Genomic DNA, 21,235 nt, shown 5'->3' with positions numbered 1-21,235 from the left:
CACAGTTTTTCAGAAAGGAAATCCATGTTTGCCTATATCGTCAAGCGGCTGGTTGCTACCATCCCCGTCATCATGATGGTGACAGTGTGCGTTTTTGCCTTTGTGCATATGTTGCCGGGTGATCCGGCACGCCTTGTTGCTGGTGTTGATGCCAGTCCCGATGATGTCGCGGCGGTTCGCTCCTCACTCGGGCTTGATAAGCCGTTGCCTGAGCAATTTGTGCGCTATGTCAGCCGCGCAGTGCAGGGTGATTTTGGCATATCGCTCAAAACCCGCCGTACTGTTGTGGAAGAAATCGGCGAACGCCTGATGCCCACCGTATGGCTCACATTTTTTGCCATGCTGTGGTCCGCAATTCTTGGGCTTCTGATTGGCGTTGTTTCGGCTGTTAAACGCGGTAAGTGGCCTGATTATGCAGGTATGATTATTGCGGTTTCCGGTATTTCATTCCCGCCATTCTGGCTGGGTCTGTTGCTGATCAATGTTTTCTCTGTTCGTCTTGGCTGGTTTCCGACCGGTGGTTACGGCACATGGCAGCATTATATTATGCCATCCTTCACGCTTGGCGTTGGTGTGGCTGCTGTGATGGCACGTTTTACCCGCTCTTCCTTTATCGAGATTGCCCGTGAAGATTATGTGCGTACCGCGCGTGCTAAAGGTGTGCCGGAGCGCCGTGTTATCTGGAAGCACGCGCTGCGTAATGCGCTGATCCCGATCATCACTATGGTTGGCCTGCAATTCGGCTTTCTGCTTGGTGGCTCGATCGTTGTGGAAAGCGTCTTCTCATGGCCGGGGCTTGGCCGATTGCTGGTAGATTCAGTTTCTTATCGTGATTATCCGGTGATTCAGGCGCTTATCCTACTGTTTTCACTGCAATTTATTTTCATCAACCTGTTAGTGGACGTGCTTTACGCCTTTGCAAATCCGGAGATCCGCTACAAATGAGTGCGACAACTGCTGTGGTGCAACCCACCGAAAAAATGCGCAAACCTCTGGCTGAATTCTGGCGCCGTTTCAAAAAACAGAAACTGGCTGTCGTGGCGCTTGTGTTTATTATTATGCTGGTCTCAATGGCGATTTTCGCTCCATTTGTCGCGCCTTATGATCCGAGTGCGCCTGACTATAATGCGGTGCTTGAAGGGCCAAGCTGGGCTCATTGGGCGGGCACTGATACTTATGGGCGTGATATCTGGAGCCGTATCATATGGGGCGCGCGTATCTCGCTCTCTGTTGGTTTCCTGTCGGTAACATTGGGTGCTCTTGCCGGTGTTTCGCTTGGCATTATATCCGGATTTTATGGACGCTGGATTGATTCTGCGATTATGCGTCTGTGTGATCTGCTGTTGGCTTTTCCAGGCATTTTGCTGGCAATTGCAGTCATCGCTATTTTGGGACCCGGCATTACCAATGTGATCTATGCAGTGGCGATTTTCTCAATACCGGTCTTTGCGCGCCTTGCACGCAGCACCACGCTACAACTCAAAGGTACGGTGTATGTGGATGCATCCCGTGCGATTGGTGTGCCGAACCGCATTATTATGCTGAGACATATTCTGCCCGGTACTTTGCCGAACGTGATTGTGTATTTCTCGATGCGTATTGGTACATCGATCCTGACCGCAGCTTCGCTCTCATTCATTGGTCTTGGCGCGCAACCGCCTAGCCCTGAATGGGGGGCAATGCTCGCAGATGGCCGCAGCTATATGGGCGTTGCCGATCACCTGACGCTGTTTCCGGGGATCGCAATTTTCGTGACAGTGCTTGGCTTCAATCTGTTTGGTGATGGCTTGCGTGATGCGCTTGATCCGAAACTGCGGACGGATTAACGCAAACGACTTATGCATATGCATGAGATGTGTAGACAATAAAGGGGTGGCATCTGATGATGCTGCCCCTTTATTGAGTATTTAATATTATATAAATCTTGAATGTTATTATTAAGAATTCTTATGTTTTAATATGCCTTATTAATGATTTAACATATTGATTTTAAATTGTTAGGCTACTTGAATGCTTTGTTGATATGCGTATAGAGAGAGTGATTACTCTTTATAATTAGGTACATATATATGTTAACCGTTAACTCACTGTGGATTGGCAAGCGCTTAGGCGCTGTTCATGCTGCATGCTTGCGTTCATTCATACGGCATGGCCATGATGTTGTTTTACATGCCTATGGCCGACCGGAGGATACGCTTGACGGTCATGGGGCGATATCGGGCCGTCTTTGATAACTGAATGTGCGCGTAAAAATGATCTTATTGGAAAAGGCTCTTCATCAGATTATAACGCGATGTAGATGTTTGAGCTTTAAGGTCGTACGCTGTCGTTGATGTGGCTCCATACTGTTTTTTGTCACTGTGATAAATTTATCGATGTTCTGAGTGACGGCTACAATGCTGATATCAAGCACGAAAAGGCAGTATTTGATGAAGCCGCCTTTTCTTTTTTTACATATGAAAATTTAAATGAAATTGGTGCAGAATAAGTGAAACTATCACGATTTTATGAGCGTGGGTGGAGTTTTCAGTGCTCCCATCCCATACATTTTACATAGCAGTCTAAATCTAATGCTCCCGTTACACGATCGGTACATTTATATTCACATGTTGATTGCGCTGACGCATAGGATCGATGGAACATCATGATTACTGGCAGTGAAAATATTATAATAAGCAATGTTTTTTTCAATTTAGCTTCCTAACATAGAATATAAATATCTATATAAACTACGCATTTTGGGAAGTATGAAAATCCCAAGATTAAAGAAAAATGCCATTATTATAGTTTGTGTCGGTAAAATAACACGTATGAAGCTACAGCACTGAAAATCATTCGTTCAAATTACAATAATTAAAACAATCACACTCATTGAAAACAATGGCGATCCCGACTGGATTCGAACCAGTGACCTACGGCTTAGAAGGCAGAGGCTAACATAATGAAAACAATATCTTATATGTAGAATGGCGCTGTTTATACCATCTATGAATCAATGGGTTGCAGTGACTTTGTAAACCGAAATCACTGCCTTTTTTTCTCCATTTTAAGAATTACTGCGTCATTCGTTTCTTCGTCATGGGCGAGATAGTGAGCTTCTAAAACTCTGGATACATCCTTGATAGAATGACCAGATGCCGCTGCTATTTCTTCGACAGTAGCGCCGCTGCGTCTTGCCTTGGTAATGAATGTTCCTCGCAGATCGTGGAATGTGACACCGGTGATTCCGGCCTTCTTAATTGCTCGACCCCATGAGGTTTTGAAACCGTCGCTTGACCATGGGGTGCCTTGAGTGCTTGTCAAGATGGTAACAGACTGCCTGTCCATAGAATCAAGCATTGTCTTTAAGGTTGAGTAAACCCGAATAGTCACGCGCTTCCCTGTTTTGGATTGCTTGAGCCTGATGTGCTGGCCGTCGTACGCTGACCACGTAAGGCTTAGAATATCCCCTTGTCTTTGCCCTGTCCATAAAGCCAACATGAGAGCTTGCAGTAAATTACTATTAAGCGCTTTGCTCGCGGCTTCTATTTGTTCGGCTTGCCAGATGATATCTGCACGACTTCCTTTCCAAAGCCTGCCACCGCCAGAGCATGGATTACGGGTGATGATCTCCATATCCAACGCCCATGAGAATACGCGCTTTACCACAGACCAAGCCCTGTCAGCCTTTCGCGGAGTTTGTGCCATTGTATCGCGCCAATCCTTGAAAACGGCTCTCGCCCCATGCTCGTTTAAAGCAATGATAGGCATATCCCCAAATTCAGATGACAACTCTGCCAAGAATGGATCGTAATCTCTTTGGCTAACTGCCGATAGGTCTGTGTATGCCGGTGATGATTTGTATTGGGTGATAAGCCCGGCAAGGCTTTCATTGTCAGGCTGCACAGCTGCTTTAGAAATTGCATTGAACTCGGATACAAATCCGGCGGGGTCTTTAACTGGGTCTATCGAGAGGCGAGGGCCACCTCTCCATGCATAATAATATGTATGAATTTTCCCGTCTGATAAGCGCTTTTTTACCTTATGCAATCCCTTAAGAGGTACGCGCATGTTTTCTTGCCTTCCATGCCTCTAAAGCGGATAGGTTTGAATAGTCCGCATTACGATCTAATGATGAAAGCCACTCGTCAAGACGCTGCCTTAGAAAGCGCTGACCTCTGGTTGATGGTGTAAATGAAACCGGTTTTATCGGGCAGACTTCCTTAAATGTCTCTGTGGAGAGCCCGCAGTAAGCTGCCGCTTGATTTAACGGCATCGCAGCAGGCCAGTAAGGTGTGATTTTAGTCAATCCTTCCCTCCTTCCGGTGCGAGTGGTGAGGCGGCATAAACTTGACGCTTCAGCTCTCGGATTTGGCGCGTTAAGCGGATAATATTTGTTTCAGCGGCAATAATCTTGTTTTGCTCTTGGTTCCTTGCGGCCTCCAATTGGCCGATCTGTAGAATTAATTCCCCTCTTGTCATTGCTGGTCTCCGGCAAATAGTTCTTCCAGTTAGGATCGAAGCGCATATTGAAATGCAAATCTGTGCGCTGTGGCTCAGGGCATATAGCCCAGACAATGCGAGACAGTTTTTTAAATAACCACCATCTTATTTTATTCATGTCTGTGGCTCCGATGGGTTAAGGGCTGCTTCAATAGAGCGGATGACCTCTATATAAAATTGATCACCTGCGTATCTACGTCTAGCAACTGGTGTGTTTATCAGCCCATTTGCGTTTTCCAACGCCTCCCGTAACCTCTCATTCTCCACTCTCAGGTCTGCGTCACTGGCAACGGGGGCGGTGTAGAAGGGGCGCAAGCAATCATCAGAAAAGAAGTACCCTTCTCCGAATACCTTATGCGCATACGATATGCCGTCTTCTATAACAAAGCCGTCAGCCGGCTCCTGCACTTCATACTGCGCGAGATTGGCTTCCAGCGCTGCAATCTTAGTCATTGCGATTTTAAGCCCGGTGTCTTTCAGGGCAATCTCAGCATCCTTCGCCGCGATGATTTCAGCGGCTTGCGAGTGAAGGACGTATTTGCCGCCTGCATATTCAGCCATCCCAAAATATCGGCCTTCATCAAGCCTTACTGAATACCGCACCAGATCCGGCGCGTCTGGCACGGCGCGGGTGTTCCATGCAGCCTCTGCCTCATGTTGTGTATCGTAAATATGTCCAACTGGGTTAACTGGGCAGGTGTTAATAATGCCGTCAGCACTACATTCGTACTGCCACCAATCTGTATTGTCATTATGAACAACTCTATTTGGGCCCAAGCCACAGAACGGGCAGGTCTTGAGTTCACTTGTCATGCTGCCAAACTCCAAATGAGCCACGCTACCAGAGCCGGTATAGTTGCGATCAGATACAAAAACAGATTGCCTACGAGCCTTGCTGGTTCGCCATAACCGCCACTTACTGTTGATTGTCACTGAGAACTGACCCAGTTTGGGCAGATATTTCCATTTAGAATTGACCCATGTTTGAACTTTCCCTCGTGTTTTTTACAGCGAGGGCTATGGAGTGATAGACATGGCATTATTGAGCGTTATCCGACGCTGGCATTACCGGGACGAACTATCAATCCGGGAGATAGCCCGACGAACGGGATTATCCCGGAACACCATCCGCAAGTACTTGCGTCTCAATGGCGTTGAGCCGAAGTTTCAGTCTCCTGAGAGACCCAGCAAGCTCGATGCTTTTTCTGACCGATTGACAGCATGGTTAAAGTCTGAAGATCGTAGACCGCGCAAACAAAAACGCACTGTGAAGCAGTTGCACGCTGACCTTGTCGTTTTGGGCTATGAAGGTTCTTATAGCCGTGTTGCGGCGTTTGCTCGTGAATGGAAGGCCGATCTTCATATACACAACCAGACGTCCGGTCGCGGTACGTTTGTCCCTTTGAGCTTTGAGCCGGGAGAAGCATTTCAATTTGACTGGTCTGAAGACTGGGCAGTTATCGGCAATGAGCGGACAAAGCTTCAGGTAGCACATACAAAGCTAAGTTATTCCAGAGCCTTTATCGTTCGCGCCTATCTCACACAATCCCATGAGATGTTGTTTGATGCCCATAATCATGCCTTCCGTGTGCTTGGTGGCATTCCACGACGCGGCATCTATGATAATATGCGCACAGCCATCGACAAGGTCGGTCGAGGCAAAGAGCGTGACGTCAATATCCGCTTTCAGGCCATGGCTAGTCATTATCTGTTTGAACCAGACTTCTGCAATCCTGCATCGGGCTGGGAGAAGGGACAGATTGAGAAGAATGTACAAGATGCACGACATCGGTTCTTTCAACCCGTTCCAAGATTTGCTTCGCTGGATGAACTGAACGACTGGTTGGAAGAGCGTTGCAGGTTTTTCTGGGCAACCACAACGCATGGTAAAATGCGCGGCAGCATAGCCGATCTTTGGGCTGAAGAAGTTCAGGCTCTTATGCCCGTTTCCCGATCTTTTGATGGCTTTGTCGAATATACCAAGCGCGTATCACCGACCTGCCTCGTTCATTTGGATCGCACGCGTTACAGTGTTCCAGCATCTTATGCCAATCGTCCAGTAAGCCTGCGTGTCTATCCTGATCGTGTCGTGGTCGCTGCTGAAGGGCAGATCATTTGCGAGCATTCACGCATCTTCAATCGCTCTCACGAAGCACCAGGTCAAACCGTCTATGATTGGCGGCACTATTTGTCGGTCATTCAGCGAAAGCCCGGCGCATTGCGCAATGGTGCTCCTTTCACGGAGCTTCCTGAAGCGTTTCGCACACTCCAGCTTCATCTGTTGAAGAAGCCGGGCGGCGATAGGGAAATGGTCGATATCCTTTCCCTCGTCTTACAGCATGATGAACAGGCCGTACTTATGGCAGTCGATATGGCGTTGAAGTCGGGAGTGCCGACAAAAACACATGTCCTCAATTTGCTTCACCGTTTGGTCGACGGCAAATCTCTCATTCCACCCCCGATTAATGCGCCGCAGGCACTGACCCTTAACAATGAACCCAAGGCCAATGTCGAACGCTACGACACCTTGAGAAAGACGGAGGCTCGTCATGCGTCATAATCCAGCGAGTGGTGCAATCGTCATCATGTTACGGCAATTGAAGATGCATGGCATGGCACAAGCAGTTGGTGAACTCACCGAACAAGGGTCGCCAGCTTTCGAGGCAGCTATTCCAGTTCTGTCACAGCTGCTTAAGGCGGAAACGGCAGAGCGTGAAGTCAGATCAGTTGCCTATCAGCTCAAAACTGCACGCTTTCCAGCCTACCGTGATCTGAACGGCTTTGACTTCGCAAGCAGTGAGATAAACGAGGCATTGGTCCAGCAGCTGCATCGCTGTGACTTTCTCAATGATGCAAACAACATCGTTCTGGTTGGTGGACCCGGCACGGGTAAAACGCATATCGCCACCGCTATTGGTGTCCAGGCGATTGAACACCACCACAAACGTGTCCGGTTCTTCTCAACGGTTGAACTTGTGAATGCACTTGAGCAGGAAAAAGCCCAGGGCAAATCGGGGCAAATCGCCAACCGGCTCATTTATTCCGATCTCGTTATTCTTGATGAACTCGGATATCTGCCATTCAGTGCATCAGGTGGCGCTCTTTTATTCCATCTGCTCAGCAAACTTTACGAGCGCACGAGCGTCATAATCACAACCAATCTTAGCTTCAGTGAATGGGCAAGTGTGTTTGGTGATGCCAAAATGACGACTGCATTGCTCGATAGATTAACGCACCACTGTCACATTCTCGAAACCGGAAATGACAGCTTCAGGTTCAAAAATAGCTCCGCGCAGGAACCAAAACGAGCAAAGGAGAAGTAGCAACCTTGACCGTAACTAAAAACCCGAACATTAATTAAAAGGCGGGTCAATTCTCGGTGGAAAAACTGGGTCAGTTCTTACCGGAAATCAACAGCCGCGGCAGCAGCCAGCGCATCAAGCGCGAATACGAGTGCGGTCAATGCCGCATCAGCAGCAGCGGCCACCTCTGCCGATATGATTGCCACTGCCGCTGACAGAGTTGCGACTGGATCCGACAGAGCTGCCGCTGCCAATAGCGCCTCAGCTTCTGAAGCGTCGCGCGCTGAAGCCTCCATTTTGCGCGATGAAACCCAGACTCTCCGCGATCAAGCAGAGACATTCAAAGATTCTGCTGCATCCAGTGATGCAAGTGCCGCAAGTCATGATTCCAGTGCGGCTGCGAGTGCTGCTGCGGCGGCAACTGTTCTCAATAACCTTGACGGCGGCACGACAGGGCAAATGCTGGTTAAGCGTTCAAACGCTGACTATGACTATGAATTCACAACCCCTGCATCGGGCGGTGACATGTTCAAGTCCGTGTTTGATCCGAAAGGAAAGGACGCGGATGCGTTCGACATGGCGAACATGGATGAGGCAGCGAATGCTCTCATTCTTCGCAGTGATGAGCGAACCGCCATATCTGACAATACTTCGGCTCGTCATAGCCATTCGAACAAGCCTGTACTCGACGCAATCACCGCCTCATTCACTATTGCTGACAAGACCAGCATTGACGCAAACACCTCAGCGCGCCACTCGCATAGCAATAAGGCCGTGCTCGATGCCACAACTGCATCGTTCCTGACGGCAGATAAGACCAAGCTCAACGGCATCGCAGCGGGGGCTACGGCCAGCACCGGTACCGTGACAAGCGTTGCTGTTGCCGTGCCGACGGGCTTCACTGTCACGCCTGCAATCACCACAAGCGGCACCATCACAATCAGCTATGCATCTGGTTATCAGGGATACACGACGGCTGAGGCGAACAAGCTTGCCGGTATCGCTGCGGGTGCGGATAAAACTCCGGCATTGGCGACGGTTGCAACATCTGGAAGCTATAACGATTTGGGCAACAAGCCTGTAATTCCAGCCGCGCAGATTCAAACAGACTGGAACGCGACAAGCGGGGTAGCTTCGATCAAAGATAAGCCAGCATCGTTCCCGCCGTCAGCACATACGCACACACCGGTGCAGGTCGGACTTAGTAACGTCGCCAACAAGTCTGAAGCTCAGATGGTCGCTGGCGGTGCTATTGCAGATGGTCTGGCTGCCAAGCTCGACAAGACCGCACAGGCCGGAGACAGCGCCAAGCTGGGCAATAAAACGGCAGCGGCATGGCAAGCTGAGATTGATGCAGGTAAGTGGCCGGGGATTTATAGTGGGGGTGTTCCAGATAACTTATCTTTCCCTATAGGCACCGTTATCGGCTGTTATGGGCCAGCTAAGCCAAGGAACTCCATTATTGTTCCATGCATTAGCAACAGTGTTGCTACTTTTTATTACAAAGGCGAAAGCGCTGCACGGAGTGAATTGTCTGGTCTATGGTCAGCAGCAGGCGCTATTTCTTCAAATGGCAATATATGCGTGAGGATTGGATGATGTACATTAAAGAATACTATAGCTTCACGGCGACAAAGTCGGATAACTTAATCGTAGATATGATTGTTTCTATTGATGGTAGTGAGGAGCGTGTTGAGTATGTTTATCGCGCCTCCGATCCGTACAGCCCGCTAACCCCACTCATCACGCAATGGCTATCAGATAACCCAGATCAAGAAATCCTACCTTACATTCCACCGCCAGAACTAACACCGGAAGAGTTGCGGGCGCAAATGCCGCCTTTGTCGCGTAGACAGTTCTGGTTGGGTGCTCATTCTTTAGGTGTCGCAAAGGCTGATGTAATGGCCTATGCGGCCAATGATCCGGCCTTGCTCATTGAGGTTGAAGAAAGCACTGAGTTTCAACGCACCTATGGTGCGGTGACATTGTTGTCACCACTTCTTGGCATCACAGACGATCAGCTTGATGATGTTTGGATGTGGTTCGCAGCTGCCTAATAGCTGCATCTAACGCGCATACCGCGCTGCCCTCGATGGCATTTTAACAGGAAAATCACAAATGGATAAAACCGTGCCAGCTGGCGCGGCGATCCTGCTTGACTTCATTCGTAAGATTGAAGTTGGGCGGGTCGATGATGCCTATCATGGGCTTTACCCCTCAGCTAGATGGTGTTTGGCTTTGGGCTGCTGTGGTTTATGCAAGTTACAGACTGGCTACTAATCGCTACAGTTTTCTAATTACGCCGCCCCTGAGGCAGTTTTTATATGGAGCATACTGAAGTAAGCACTAATTTGTAGGATTTGAAAGTGGGGTACTTTCAGATTGAGTGTTGTTACTATTGATCGTATTTTCATCCTTTGAAATATATGCCCCATAAATTGAAACTGCAAACCATACAATAGCTACAAGTATGAGGCTGACAAACAAAATATTTCGGACTTGTTTTCCTTTGCCCCCTTGTCGAGCATCCTCTGGTTTTATGTCGTTCATAGTTTATCCCCCTTATGATCGTCCTCTTAAGAAAAAGAAGAATATCAAAATTACTGCAATTAAAGGAACGCCGAACCACCACATAACTGCTGCTGTTAAGATATTTATCTCCCTTTGAATGATCAACGCACGAGGACACCTATACGTTCCGCAAATATTTGGTGCGTTTTTCGGGAACATTTTCATGCTCATAAGGTTCTTCTAACTGGAGGTACAAATGAATACGCATGAATTTTTTTCAATTTACAGCATGGTAGTAACGTTTATCGCTCTAGCAGTGATCATGCTCGTGTTTTCAATGTGGCAGTTACGCAAAAGGCGGAAGCGCCCAAAATAATAAATCATAAAATGAAAAGCCTCGCTTGCGCGGGGCTTTTTTATGCCCGAAAGGAACTCACATGCGTGAAACCTTAACGACCGCGCTTGACCTGATGTTTGGTCATGAAGGCGGCTATGTCAATAATCCGAAAGACCCCGGAGGCGCTACGAAATATGGCATCACTCATAGAACTCTAGCCGCTCATCGTGGGGTTGCCAGTGCTACGCCTGCACAAGTCAAAGCACTCAGCAAAGAGGAAGCTACAGAGATATATCGGCGTTCCTACTGGCAGCAATCCGGCGGCGATCTTTTACCAGTCGGTATTGACTATATGGCCTTTGATTATGGTGTGAATAGCGGTCCCGCACAGGCGATTAAGTCACTGCAGCGTGTTGTTGGTGTCTTCCCTGACGGTATTGTCGGTGGTCAGACAGTGACTGCTGTCAAAGCCTTTCGTGGAGATTTGGTCGCTACATATGCAACAGAGCGTCTTCGTTTTATGATATCACTGAAGACGTGGTCAACCTTCGGGCGGGGCTGGCAAAAGCGCGTAGTTTCAGTGGAATCTCAGGCACGTCAGCTCATACGGGGGGCATTTGTAAATGCCGACGTAATTCCTCCCATTGCTAAAGCCAACCCCAAGGATCAGTCAATCACGGAAATATTGAAAAAGCCAGAGGCATGGGCTCCATTGGGAGGCCTTTTGTCTGGCATAGGAGGCATGGCTTCAGGATCAGGCCCGATCCAGTGGGCGCTTGCAATCATCATGGTCGGAGCCTTTGCAACCGGTGCGTATTTCCTCATCAAGCGCATGCAGGATCAGGCGGCATGAGGCTTAGCTTTCAACACATCATTGGCGCGGTAATCGGAGGGGCAGTTTCAGGCCTCTTTTTTTATGCGCTCGGGACTTATGACGGCAAGCAACAGGCGGCACTGGAAGCCGCACAAGCCGTGACACAAGCAATCCAGAACAGGGCAGGGATCAATGAAACAATCGACAATATGGATAGCGTTGCTCTGTGTGTTGAGCTTGGCGGGTTGCGCGAGCAGTGCGAGCAACTGCGCGGGCTGGCAGAAGATCAGCGTTAAGCCGGAGACAGCGGTCTATCTGGCTGGTAACGACCAGAGCGCAGGCAAGAGCGTTGCTGGTCATAACGCATACGGGAAAAAGGCGGGGTGCTGGTAGATGGGGGAGGATTTGAAATGGTTGATCGGTCTGGCCGCTACATTCGGTCTAGCTCTCATTGCTGCCTTTCGGTCGCTCTCAGCTACGATCAAAGCCGGTGACGATGCGCTGCATGAGAGAATCAATCGAACACGCGATGATTATGTCCGGCGTGTCGATCTCGATGGGCATGTGAGCCAGTTGCGCGAAGGTATGAAGGAACTGAAAGACGAAACCAGAGAGAGTATGAGGGAGACAAATAAACGCTTAGATCAGGTCTTGGCAGTGCTGACGCAAGACAATAAATAAGATTGCTAGCGGTCTAAAATAGGAACAAATTTGTAAACCGTGCAAAAAAAGCTGTAAACCGGCTCTTATATTGCTTTGGTTAAGCCGTTGAAATAGTTGGCGATCCCGACTGGATTCGAACCAGTGACCTACGGCTTAGAAGGCCGGTGCTCTATCCAGCTGAGCTACGGGACCGCATGCGCTGTGCAGCGGCTATTTGATCAATGTGTCCAAGGCTGTTGGCGATCGGTACGGAAATTATCCGTATAGGAGACCTGACGGCGTTTTGCCTCTTTAGGCTCTTCAACGCGATAAGGAATGCCGTATTTCTGCGTATAAGCGAGGGCCTCTTCGAGGGTCTCAAAGCTCATGCGGATCTGACTTTTCATGTCGCGGGAAGACGTATAGCCCATCAGTGGTTCGATTTTACGCGCCACTTCAGGCTCATATTCCAGAACCCACGCTTCGGTCTTAGCTTTACCGGACTGCATAGCGGTTTTGGTTGGACGATAAATACGGGCGACCATATTCATAAACCTCATGGCACAAAAGCGACGGGAAGATCATCTGATCTTTGGTCTAATCATTAAACCTGCAATGCGTCTCAATGAAAATGCAAGACATGCTCATGAGACTATAATGGTCGGAGCGAGAGGATTCGAACCTCCGACCCCCTGATCCCAAATCAGGTGCGCTACCAGGCTGCGCTACGCTCCGTTATCCTTGTAAGGACTAGCTGTGTCTAGTGTTTTCAAGTGCCGAGTGCAAGAGCTAATTCTGCTGTTGAGGCATAAAAACTGTGAATGTCGCACTATAAAACAGCGGATAAATACACTGTTTTGGGTGACGCTTTATGATGTAACGAAAATTACACTGCATATGGCGCTGAAATAAAGGCGGAATTTAAAAACAGAAGCAGTTATCCTGTTGGGCTGCTGCTTCTGTTTCGATTGATTTTTGAGATAAATTGCTGATTATTCAGCTGATTGCGGCGAGGCCCTGTTGCAGATCATTGATCAGATCCTGGGTGTCTTCAAGACCAATTTGCAGGCGTATCACCGGTCCTTCATAATCGTTGGCTGATACGGTGCGATCGCCCAATTGTACATGTACGGCAAGACTTTCATAGCCACCCCATGAATAGCCAAGGCCAAACAGCTGAATTGTGTCGAGCAATTTGTGTGCTTCTGTTGTACCGCCCTGAGCGAGTACAAAAGAGAATACGCCGCTGGCGCCTTTAAAATCGCGTTTCCACAACTCATGGTCCGGATGGCTCTCCAGTGCAGGATGCAGAACGCGCGCGACTTGCGGTTGCTGCTCCAGCCAGCGCGCAACGGTGAGGGCGCTTTGCTGATGATGGTTGAGGCGCAGCCCCATACTGCGAAGACCGCGCAGAATTAAATATGCATCATCCGAATTTACGCACATACCCAGCGCACTATAGGAATCATAGAGCTGCTTCCAGTATTTTTCAGTTGATGAAACCATACCGAACAGCACATCAGAATGACCGGACGGATATTTCGTGCCGGCATGGATGGTAATATCGACGCCATAATCAAGCGCTTTAAAATAAAGCGGCGTTGCCCAGGTATTGTCCATCATTACGATGACGTCTTGTGCATGGGCTGCCTTTACGATTGCCGGAATATCCTGAATTTCAAATGTGTTGGAACCCGGCGATTCCGTGAAGATAATCCGTGTGTTTGGACGTATCAGCTTGGCAATATCAGCGCCGATATGCGGCGGGTAATATTCAACTTCAATACCTAGGCGCTTAAGCATGGTATTGGCAAAACGGCGTGTCGGGAAATAAATTGTATCAACAAAAAGAATATGGTCACCTTTTTCCAGAAAAGCCAGCAAAGGAACCGTGACAGCTGCAAGGCCTGAGGAGACTAAGATAGTGCCTTCTGAGCCTTCGAGCTGGTTTATGGCTTCACACAAAGCTGTGGTTGTTGGCGTGCCATGAGTGCCGTAGGTGTATTTTTGGTTTTCTGTTGCCATCGTGGCGGCATCTTTGAATAGGACTGTTGAGCCGCGGATGACAGGCGGATTGACAAAACCATGATATTCATAAGGGTCGTTGCCGCAATGCGTAAGGAATGTGTTGATCCCTAAACCTTCTGCAGGTTTTCCTGATTTGACCATAAAAATGCCTCCTGAGGCTTGTTAGTCTATTCTTCCGACGGCAAGCCGTACAGCGATAAGATTTTATGTGAAATTTGAAATGATTGTTATTTCTGTGAAGACGTTGAGAGTTAAATCTGAAGTTTAAAGTATATTCATATTTCCTTTCTTATGAAATTATAATTTTAACGGCAGACTAACAACAGAATAAAAATAGAGTTAGCAAGATAATGAGCTTTCCATTCTTTTCGAAAACTGCTCTTTGTCAGGTAGAGTGTGTTCAGTTGTTTTAGTGTGTGGTGGTATGATCTTTAAAAGTGAATTTACAAATTTCACGATGAGTGTGCGTGCAGGGTTTAAAGAACGCTCGGGTAAACAAAAACTGACTAATCAGCAGAAGCTCTGGCCTCCGGTATTGTCCATTGTGGTTGTGGCGGTTATTGCTTTGGCAATTGTGCTTCTTCCTTTTGATGCAACTTTATCGCGTCTTGCTTTTACAAGCCAGATTTGGCCGGTTCCACAATTACGTAAATTAACCGATCTGGTGCTAGCGACACCCTATATTGTTTTATTCGTTCTTATGATTCTGTGTGCATTGGTTGCCCGCTGGCAGTTGCGACAGCGCCAAAAAATGAGCTGGCGTCCCTCTCAATCTATAGAAATCTATCATCGTTTGGGAGCGGTTATTGGCCATTGCCTGTTTGGAATGTTGGCGATTCTTACTGCCGGATTGCTGGTTAATATCCTGAAATGCGTGGTAGGAAGGCCGCGTCCAAGCTTGATAGATGTAGTCGGACCGTTCGCATTCAAGCCATTTAGCTACACATATTCCTATGTAAGTTTTCCCTCAGGCCATGCTTGCACTGCTGCGGTGCTCGCTACTTTAGTTGCATTATGGTTACCTAAATATCGGATAATCGCCTATGTCGGGCTGGGTTTAATTGCGTCAATACGTGTTGCTGTGCAAGCTCACTATCCTTCCGATGTTTTGGTGGGATTTGTATTTGGTGCAGTTATCACCTTGATTTTAGCTCGCTTTTTAGCGCAAGCCAATCTGCTTTTCCGCCTTGAGCCCGGTCGTGTTTTCCCGGTGGTCAAAAAAAACTCCGGTCCTGTGATTTGAAATTCACGATATAAGCAATTTGTTATATCTCCGCATATGAAAGATACGGCATTCCTGCCGTTGAAAAAACGGCAGGGACAGGCTTGACCTGCGGAAAATAATAGCTTTCGATAGACAAAGTTTTACACGCTTCGGGTTTCGTCGTTGCGGATGGCAGTTGATATTGAACAGGCATTAAATCGGTTCAAGGCTGTGAAATATTAGCAATGGCCGTTTAGGGTCGTTACCCTTTTCGGTTTCTGACAGAATGCTGAAATTGATTTCTTGAATGCTATTAAAAAGTTTAACGATAAGAGGGTGAGCATCATATGAAAAAAACAACTCTGATTAAACTGGCTGGTGTAGCTGCATTGACCTTGACTGCGGCAGTTGCAGCATCTGCCGGTACGCTGGATGATGTGAAGGCAAAAGGCTTTGTACAATGTGGCGTAAATACAGGTCTGGCCGGTTTTGCTGCTCCTAATGATAAGGGTGAATGGTCGGGTTTTGACGTTGATTATTGTCGCGCAGTTGCATCTGCGATTTTCGGCGATAAGGAGAAAGTTAAATTTACACCGCTGAATGCTAAAGAGCGGTTTACGGCTCTGCAGTCGGGTGAAGTCGATATTCTGATTCGTAACACCACCTGGACAATCAGCCGTGATACGTCACTGGGCCTCGAATTTGCGGGCGTGAATTACTACGATGGTCAGGGCTTTATGATTAATACCAAAAAGCTCCCTGATATTAAATCAGCGTTGCAGCTTTCCGGTGCATCAATCTGCGTGCAGGCTGGTACAACCACTGAAATGAATATGGCCGATTATTTCAAATCCAATAAAATGGAATATAATCCGGTTGTGTTTGAAAAGATCGATGAAGCCAATGCAGCCTATGACAGCGGCCGTTGTGACGCCTATACCACTGATCAGTCCAGCCTTTATGCGGTACGTCTGACATTGTCTAATCCCGATGACCATGTCGTATTGCCGGAAATCATCTCCAAAGAACCATTCGGTGTTGTTGTACGTCAGGGCGATGCGCAATGGGCTGATGTTGCACGCTGGGTGCATAATGCACTGTTGAATGCTGAAGAAGCTGGTATCACACAGGCAAATGTCGAAGAGATGAAAAAGTCTGATGTGCCTGAAATCAAGCGTATGCTTGGCACAGAAGCTGAAACCAAGATTGGTGTAGATCTCGGGCTGGACAATGACTGGGTTGTTAAAATCGTTAAGAATGTTGGCAATTACGGCGAAGTTTTCGAGCGTAATATCGGCACCAACAGCCCGTTGAAAATTGCTCGCGGTATCAATGCTTTGTGGACCAAAGGTGGCCTGCAATACGGCATACCGATCCGTTAATATTATAAATAATACAGAAGCCGGTTTGCATTGCTTTAAGCAGTGCAGACCGGCTCTCTGTGTCAGTTTTTTATGCTGACAGTATGTTTCATCGTTTTCTGCGTAATCCTGTTATGCAATTTTATTTTGAGGATTGTAGCGAAAACAATAAGATAGGCCGGATTCTCTGTTTTTTGATTTCCGGTCTGGCCCAAATACTCTTTTGACGACTTTCTATGCTGTTTACAGCTTTTACTGCAGACAGAGGTCGGGAGGGGCGGGGCAAATATCTGGTCATATTTCTGACTACAGAGCATGAGGTGCGCATGGCAGATCAGGGCGTCGTTACAGGCTCACGACCGGGGGCGAAGGTTTCCATTCTGAATAACCCTAAAATACGGGGTATTTTTTATCAGCTTATTGTATTTGCTGCCGTTTTTCTTTTGGTTTATTGGATTATCGGCAACACAGCAGCCAACTTAACCAAGCTTAATATTGCGTCAGGTTTTGATTTTTTAAAAAGCCGTGCTGGTTTTGATGTGAGCCAGTCACTGATTTCTTATGACGCCGATTCCAATTATGCTCGTGCCTTTCTGGTCGGGCTGTTGAATACGCTATATGTCGCTATTCTTGGTATCATTACCGCTTCTATTATCGGCTTTTTGGTTGGTATCGGGCGTTTATCCGGCAATTGGCTTGTGTCCAAAATCTGTACTGTTTACGTTGAAATTTTTCGTAATATTCCGCCATTGCTGGTTATTTTCTTTTGGTATTTCGGTGTACTCTCCGTATTGCCTGATGTCCGCGGTAGTTATGCCTTGCCGCTCGGCAGTTATCTGAACAAGCGCGGTTTTTTCTTTCCGTCGTTCATTTGGGGCGATAAAGCCTGGCTCACGCTGGCCGCTCTTTTAGTGGCGGTGGTCGCTGCTTTTATCCTTTATCGTTGGGCGCGGATCAGGCAGATGAAGACCGGCCAGATTTTACCGGTCTGGCGCTATGCTTTAGCAATGATCATTGGTTTGCCGCTGCTAACCTTCTTAGCGACCGGCATGCCGGTTAGCTTTGATATGCCAAAGCTTGGTGCTTTCAATTTGGCAGGCGGATCGCAGGTTAAGCCAGAGTTTCTGGCGCTCTATCTGGCACTGTCATTTTATACCGCCTCATTTATTGCTGAAACTGTGCGTGGCGGTATTAAGGGGGTGAATAAAGGCCAGTCTGAAGCAGCTGCCGCTTTAGGTCTGCGCAGGCCGCAGGCGATGCGTCAGGTTGTAGTACCGCAGGCAATGCGGATTATCATTCCGCCGCTTTCCAGTCAGTATCTTAACTTAACCAAAAACTCTTCATTGGCGATTGCTATTGGCTATCCGGATTTGATGGCTGTGGGGGGAACGGTGCTGAATCAGACCGGTCAGGCAGTGGAAGTGGTTGCAATCTGGATGGTTGTCTATCTTGGTATCAGCCTGATTACCTCCGGATTGATGAACTGGTTCAACGCAAAAATGGCATTGGTGGAGCGGTAAAATGAGCAATTCAGACTTGCATTATGTTCGCTCCGCTATGGTTGCACCAATGCCGGCGCCTTCAAATCAGAAGGGCATTGCTGCATGGTTGAAGGAGAACCTGTTTTCCTCCGTAAAGGATACGGTTCTGACAATTATGGGGCTATCACTTCTGGTATGGTATGTGCCGGGATTGTTTAATTGGCTTTTCACCTATGCGGTATGGGCAGGTACGGATCGAGCGGCTTGCACCACTGTTGCACAGGGCGGTTTACAGCCTGAAGGCTGGTCCGGTGCTTGCTGGGCATTTGTGGACGCTAAATTCCAACAGTTTTTATACGGCCGTTATCCGGTGGATGAACGCTGGCGTGTGAAGCTAACCGCACTGGTTTTTGTATTGCTGCTGATACCGATGCTGATTGGTAAGCTGCCTTACAAGATGCTGAACGCTGTGTTGCTGTTCATTGCCTTTCCGGTTTTCGCTTATCTGTTTCTCGTCGGTGGTTATTTCGGTCTTGCACATGTTGAAACATCACTCTGGGGTGGGCTTCTGGTCACGCTAATTCTCTCGGTTGTAGGGATTACCGTATCTCTGCCGATGGGAATATTACTGGCGCTCGGGCGGCGCTCCAACCTGCCGGTCATTAAAGCGCTTTGTGTGATTTTCATCGAGGTTATCCGTGGTGTGCCGCTGGTAGCGCTATTGTTCATGGCCAGTGTTATGCTGCCGCTGTTCATGCCACCTGGCACCAGTTTTGATAAGTTTTTGCGCGCTTTGGTCGGAGTGTCGCTCTTTGCATCGGCCTATATGGCAGAGGTTATCCGTGGTGGCTTGCAGGCCATTCCGAGTGGCCAATATGAAGGGGCAGATTCACTCGGTCTTCGTTATTGGCAAAAAACGCTGTTTATTATCTTACCGCAAGCGCTCAAGCTGGCATTGCCGGGGATTGTAAACACGTTTATCGGCTTGTTCAAAGATACCAGCCTTGTGTACATTATTGGTATGTTCGACCTTCTTGGAATTGTCCGGCAGAATTTTTCGGATGCCAGCTGGGCAACACCGCAGACGCCGGCAACGGGGCTTGTTTTTGCCGGATTTGTATTTTGGATTTTCTGTTTCTGTATGTCGCGATATTCGTTATATATGGAGCGCAGGCTTGATACCGGACACCGGAATTAATTTGGGTAATATTGGGAAAGTCATGTGCATCTATAAAATCGCACATGAACACTGAGGGATGAACAATGAGCATGCAATCGGGCGCTTTACTGAAGCCTACGGCTGAAGAAACGGGAGCAATTATGGAAATATCCAAAACCGAAGTCGCAGTCGATATTGTTGGTATGCATAAGTGGTTTGGTGAATTCCATGTGCTGCGTGACATTAATCTGCGGGTGATGCGCGGGGAGCGTATCGTTATTGCAGGGCCTTCTGGCTCTGGTAAATCTACAATGATCCGCTGCATTAACCGCCTTGAAGAGCACCAGAAAGGTCAGATCATTGTTGATGGCAAAGAGCTGTCGAATGACCTGAAGAAGATTGACGAAGTGCGCCGTGAAGTTGGCATGGTGTTTCAGCATTTCAATCTTTTCCCGCATCTTACAATTCTGGAAAACTGCACTTTGGCTCCGATATGGGTTCGCAAAATGCCGAAGAAAAAGGCAGAAGAAATTGCGATGCACTATCTTGAGCGCGTGAAGATTCCGGAGCAGGCTAATAAATATCCGGGTCAGTTGTCCGGTGGCCAGCAGCAGCGTGTGGCAATTGCCCGTTCATTGTGCATGAACCCGCGTATTATGCTTTTCGACGAGCCGACATCAGCGCTTGATCCTGAAATGATCAAGGAGGTTTTGGATACAATGGTCGGTCTTGCTGAAGAAGGCATGACCATGATCTGCGTAACCCATGAAATGGGCTTTGCACGTCAGGTTGCCAACCGTGTGATCTTTATGGATCAGGGGCAGATCGTGGAGCAGAACTCACCGGCTGAGTTCTTTGATAATCCGCAACATGAACGCACCAAACTGTTCCTGAGCCAGATTTTGCATTAATCGGGGATTTGATAATATTTAATAAAACACCCGCAGCGAGGCTGCGGGTGTTTTGCGTTCAAAAGCGAAGTTTGTTACGTGGTTCAGCGCTGTAAAGGCATAATTATAGTTTTTGCATCAGCTCAATACGATTGCCAAACGGGTCATTAATATAGGCACGCAGATAGCCGCTCAGCGGCTCATCTTGTTCGCTTGTAATATTATGCGCCGCCAACATAGCCAGAAATTCATAGAGATCATCAACCAGAAAGGCTGGGTGCGCTTTTTGCGCTGGCATAAAACCTCGCTCCACACCCAGATGCAGCTTGATATTTGGGTGCTCAAACCAGCAGCCGCCGCGACTGGCCAGATTGGTGGGTTTAGCAACCTCAGCCAAGCCTAGTAAGCTGCTGTAAAATGCACGGGCTTTGTCTTCACCACCGGCTGGCATTGCAAGTTGAATATGATCCAGGGCAATAATCGGCATGGCTTTTCCCCATAATTGCAATTGAATTATATTAATATCGGATACTGTCAGCAATGCTCGTAAAGATAAATAGATCTGCACCAAGAGAAATGGCTCTCAGCTACTTGATGAAGCGTATAGTTTGATGATTTGACACCCTACTGTTATATGGTGGTTTGGGTGCCTTGGTGAAAATGCATCTTCCAATGCCCGTTATGATTAATCCAGAGCGAGCTTCTTAAATTACGGGACGTTATCACGTCATCTGCCGAAAATGCCTCGCTAATATAAGTCAGTAAGACTGCATCTGTGCTTATATAATGTAGCTTATAGCCGAAGCCGCGCAATCTGGGAGCTGTGCATTTTTCTGCTTCAAGGGCATTAAGAGTACTTGCTTTGTCATAAACTTCGCCGGAGCTACCAAACTCGACGAAATCCGGTGATAGCAGATTTTCGGCTTTCTGACGGTTGCGGCGTATGTCTGTATGATGGAGCCGCTGCTCCAACTCACATATGAAGTCCAGTGTTATCATTTCAATGCAATCTCACCTTTGAAAG

The 21,235-nt window shown here is 47.9% G+C and carries 26 protein-coding genes and 2 tRNA genes; 16 read left to right on the top strand and 12 right to left on the bottom strand.

Going from position 1 to position 21,235, the window contains the following annotated elements:
- Positions 1-24: 24 nt before the first annotated feature.
- The 3 genes from gsiC to MP213Fo_RS02625 all read left to right on the top strand — a co-directional run bounded on the left by gsiC (position 25) and on the right by MP213Fo_RS02625 (position 2,231).
- Complete coding sequence (gene gsiC, locus MP213Fo_RS02635) at positions 25-945, top strand: glutathione ABC transporter permease GsiC (protein ID WP_421090142.1); 921 nt, start codon at positions 25-27, stop codon at positions 943-945.
- Positions 942-1,826 (top strand): ABC transporter permease subunit, encoded by an 885-nt coding sequence (locus tag MP213Fo_RS02630; RefSeq protein ID WP_421090141.1) that lies wholly within the window; start codon positions 942-944, stop codon positions 1,824-1,826. The genes gsiC and MP213Fo_RS02630 overlap by 4 nt, the downstream gene beginning before the upstream one ends.
- Positions 1,827-2,069: 243 nt before the next feature.
- The gene (locus MP213Fo_RS02625) at positions 2,070-2,231 is read left to right on the top strand and encodes a hypothetical protein (RefSeq protein WP_421090140.1); all 162 of its coding nucleotides are present in this window, start codon (positions 2,070-2,072) and stop codon (positions 2,229-2,231) included.
- 793 nt (positions 2,232-3,024) lie between these two features.
- Here MP213Fo_RS02625 and MP213Fo_RS02620 read toward each other — a convergent pair.
- The 4 genes from MP213Fo_RS02620 to MP213Fo_RS02605 all read right to left on the bottom strand — a co-directional run bounded on the left by MP213Fo_RS02620 (position 3,025) and on the right by MP213Fo_RS02605 (position 5,295).
- Entirely contained in the window at positions 3,025-4,050 is a 1,026-nt protein-coding gene (locus tag MP213Fo_RS02620; RefSeq protein ID WP_421090139.1) for a tyrosine-type recombinase/integrase, read from the bottom strand.
- Positions 4,034-4,288 carry a hypothetical protein gene (locus tag MP213Fo_RS02615; protein ID WP_421090138.1) on the bottom strand — a complete coding sequence of 85 codons (255 nt, stop codon included), beginning with the start codon at positions 4,286-4,288 and terminating at the stop codon, positions 4,034-4,036. The genes MP213Fo_RS02620 and MP213Fo_RS02615 overlap by 17 nt, the downstream gene beginning before the upstream one ends.
- Positions 4,285-4,461 (bottom strand): hypothetical protein, encoded by a 177-nt coding sequence (locus MP213Fo_RS02610; RefSeq protein WP_421090137.1) that lies wholly within the window; start codon positions 4,459-4,461, stop codon positions 4,285-4,287. The genes MP213Fo_RS02615 and MP213Fo_RS02610 overlap by 4 nt, the downstream gene beginning before the upstream one ends.
- 135 nt (positions 4,462-4,596) lie before the next feature.
- On the bottom strand, positions 4,597-5,295 hold the full coding sequence (locus MP213Fo_RS02605) for a hypothetical protein (protein ID WP_421090136.1): 699 nt from the start codon (positions 5,293-5,295) through the stop codon (positions 4,597-4,599).
- 220 nt (positions 5,296-5,515) lie between these two features.
- Here MP213Fo_RS02605 and istA point away from each other — a divergent pair, with 220 nt between their 5' ends.
- Positions 5,516-7,042 carry an IS21 family transposase gene (gene istA, locus MP213Fo_RS02600; RefSeq protein ID WP_376711403.1) on the top strand — a complete coding sequence of 509 codons (1,527 nt, stop codon included), beginning with the start codon at positions 5,516-5,518 and terminating at the stop codon, positions 7,040-7,042.
- Entirely contained in the window at positions 7,032-7,805 is a 774-nt protein-coding gene (gene istB, locus MP213Fo_RS02595) for an IS21-like element helper ATPase IstB (RefSeq protein WP_376711404.1), read from the top strand. Before istA ends, istB begins: the two co-directional genes overlap by 11 nt.
- 77 nt (positions 7,806-7,882) lie before the next feature.
- Here the strand turns inward: istB and MP213Fo_RS02590 are convergent, their stop codons facing one another.
- On the bottom strand, positions 7,883-8,080 hold the full coding sequence (locus MP213Fo_RS02590; protein ID WP_421090135.1) for a hypothetical protein: 198 nt from the start codon (positions 8,078-8,080) through the stop codon (positions 7,883-7,885).
- A gap of 1 nt (position 8,081) precedes the next feature.
- On the opposite strand from MP213Fo_RS02590, the gene MP213Fo_RS02585 reads away from it, so the two are divergent.
- The 3 genes from MP213Fo_RS02585 (at position 8,082) to MP213Fo_RS02575 (ending at position 10,064) form a co-directional block, all read left to right on the top strand.
- On the top strand, positions 8,082-9,383 hold the full coding sequence (locus tag MP213Fo_RS02585; protein WP_421090134.1) for a hypothetical protein: 1,302 nt from the start codon (positions 8,082-8,084) through the stop codon (positions 9,381-9,383).
- The gene (locus tag MP213Fo_RS02580; RefSeq protein WP_421090133.1) at positions 9,365-9,841 is read left to right on the top strand and encodes a hypothetical protein; all 477 of its coding nucleotides are present in this window, start codon (positions 9,365-9,367) and stop codon (positions 9,839-9,841) included. Before MP213Fo_RS02585 ends, MP213Fo_RS02580 begins: the two co-directional genes overlap by 19 nt.
- 61 nt (positions 9,842-9,902) lie before the next feature.
- A complete protein-coding gene (locus MP213Fo_RS02575; RefSeq protein ID WP_421091176.1) occupies positions 9,903-10,064 on the top strand; it encodes a hypothetical protein in 162 nt (53 codons plus the stop codon).
- Positions 10,065-10,130: 66 nt separating this feature from the next.
- Here MP213Fo_RS02575 and MP213Fo_RS02570 read toward each other — a convergent pair whose 3' ends face one another.
- Positions 10,131-10,334 (bottom strand): hypothetical protein, encoded by a 204-nt coding sequence (locus MP213Fo_RS02570; protein ID WP_421090132.1) that lies wholly within the window; start codon positions 10,332-10,334, stop codon positions 10,131-10,133.
- Positions 10,335-10,732: 398 nt separating this feature from the next.
- Here MP213Fo_RS02570 and MP213Fo_RS02565 point away from each other — a divergent pair, with 398 nt between their 5' ends.
- From MP213Fo_RS02565 to MP213Fo_RS02555, 3 genes are all read left to right on the top strand, one after another.
- Positions 10,733-11,485: a glycoside hydrolase family 108 protein gene (locus tag MP213Fo_RS02565; RefSeq protein WP_421090131.1), complete on the top strand. Its 753-nt coding sequence runs from the start codon at positions 10,733-10,735 to the stop codon at positions 11,483-11,485.
- Positions 11,482-11,742: a hypothetical protein gene (locus tag MP213Fo_RS02560; protein WP_421090130.1), complete on the top strand. Its 261-nt coding sequence runs from the start codon at positions 11,482-11,484 to the stop codon at positions 11,740-11,742. Before MP213Fo_RS02565 ends, MP213Fo_RS02560 begins: the two co-directional genes overlap by 4 nt.
- A 97-nt stretch (positions 11,743-11,839) precedes the next feature.
- Positions 11,840-12,127, top strand: a complete 288-nt coding sequence (locus MP213Fo_RS02555; RefSeq protein ID WP_421090129.1) for a hypothetical protein — start codon at positions 11,840-11,842, stop codon at positions 12,125-12,127.
- Between the two features lie 97 nt (positions 12,128-12,224).
- On the opposite strand, the gene MP213Fo_RS02550 is transcribed toward MP213Fo_RS02555, so the two are convergent.
- The 4 genes from MP213Fo_RS02550 to MP213Fo_RS02535 form a co-directional block, all read right to left on the bottom strand.
- Positions 12,225-12,301, bottom strand: a tRNA-Arg gene (locus MP213Fo_RS02550).
- Positions 12,302-12,327: 26 nt separating this feature from the next.
- On the bottom strand, positions 12,328-12,633 hold the full coding sequence (locus MP213Fo_RS02545; RefSeq protein WP_421090977.1) for an ETC complex I subunit: 306 nt from the start codon (positions 12,631-12,633) through the stop codon (positions 12,328-12,330).
- A 113-nt stretch (positions 12,634-12,746) separates the two neighbouring features.
- Positions 12,747-12,823, bottom strand: a tRNA-Pro gene (locus MP213Fo_RS02540).
- Between the two features lie 261 nt (positions 12,824-13,084).
- Entirely contained in the window at positions 13,085-14,257 is a 1,173-nt protein-coding gene (locus MP213Fo_RS02535) for a cystathionine beta-lyase (protein WP_421090128.1), read from the bottom strand.
- A 283-nt stretch (positions 14,258-14,540) separates the two neighbouring features.
- Here MP213Fo_RS02535 and MP213Fo_RS02530 point away from each other — a divergent pair, with 283 nt between their 5' ends.
- The 5 genes from MP213Fo_RS02530 to MP213Fo_RS02510 all read left to right on the top strand — a co-directional run bounded on the left by MP213Fo_RS02530 (position 14,541) and on the right by MP213Fo_RS02510 (position 20,232).
- On the top strand, positions 14,541-15,359 hold the full coding sequence (locus tag MP213Fo_RS02530; protein ID WP_421090127.1) for a phosphatase PAP2 family protein: 819 nt from the start codon (positions 14,541-14,543) through the stop codon (positions 15,357-15,359).
- A 308-nt stretch (positions 15,360-15,667) separates the two neighbouring features.
- Positions 15,668-16,702: an amino acid ABC transporter substrate-binding protein gene (locus MP213Fo_RS02525; RefSeq protein WP_421090126.1), complete on the top strand. Its 1,035-nt coding sequence runs from the start codon at positions 15,668-15,670 to the stop codon at positions 16,700-16,702.
- Positions 16,703-17,007: 305 nt separating this feature from the next.
- The gene (locus MP213Fo_RS02520; RefSeq protein ID WP_421090125.1) at positions 17,008-18,201 is read left to right on the top strand and encodes an amino acid ABC transporter permease; all 1,194 of its coding nucleotides are present in this window, start codon (positions 17,008-17,010) and stop codon (positions 18,199-18,201) included.
- A gap of 1 nt (position 18,202) precedes the next feature.
- Positions 18,203-19,360 carry an amino acid ABC transporter permease gene (locus MP213Fo_RS02515; RefSeq protein WP_421090124.1) on the top strand — a complete coding sequence of 386 codons (1,158 nt, stop codon included), beginning with the start codon at positions 18,203-18,205 and terminating at the stop codon, positions 19,358-19,360.
- A gap of 122 nt (positions 19,361-19,482) precedes the next feature.
- The gene (locus tag MP213Fo_RS02510) at positions 19,483-20,232 is read left to right on the top strand and encodes an amino acid ABC transporter ATP-binding protein (protein ID WP_421090123.1); all 750 of its coding nucleotides are present in this window, start codon (positions 19,483-19,485) and stop codon (positions 20,230-20,232) included.
- A gap of 103 nt (positions 20,233-20,335) precedes the next feature.
- Here MP213Fo_RS02510 and MP213Fo_RS02505 read toward each other — a convergent pair whose 3' ends face one another.
- Together MP213Fo_RS02505 and MP213Fo_RS02500 are read right to left on the bottom strand one after the other, a co-directional pair.
- Positions 20,336-20,698 carry a VOC family protein gene (locus tag MP213Fo_RS02505; protein WP_421090122.1) on the bottom strand — a complete coding sequence of 121 codons (363 nt, stop codon included), beginning with the start codon at positions 20,696-20,698 and terminating at the stop codon, positions 20,336-20,338.
- A 143-nt stretch (positions 20,699-20,841) separates the two neighbouring features.
- On the bottom strand, positions 20,842-21,210 hold the full coding sequence (locus MP213Fo_RS02500; protein ID WP_421090121.1) for a DUF4440 domain-containing protein: 369 nt from the start codon (positions 21,208-21,210) through the stop codon (positions 20,842-20,844).
- Positions 21,211-21,235 lie beyond the last annotated feature (25 nt).

The organism is Pseudochrobactrum mosebachae, assembly GCF_048914685.1.
Lineage (GTDB): Bacteria > Pseudomonadota > Alphaproteobacteria > Rhizobiales > Rhizobiaceae > Pseudochrobactrum.
Note: the sequence above shows the minus strand (reverse complement) of the source record. Positions and strands in the feature narration are given on the sequence as shown.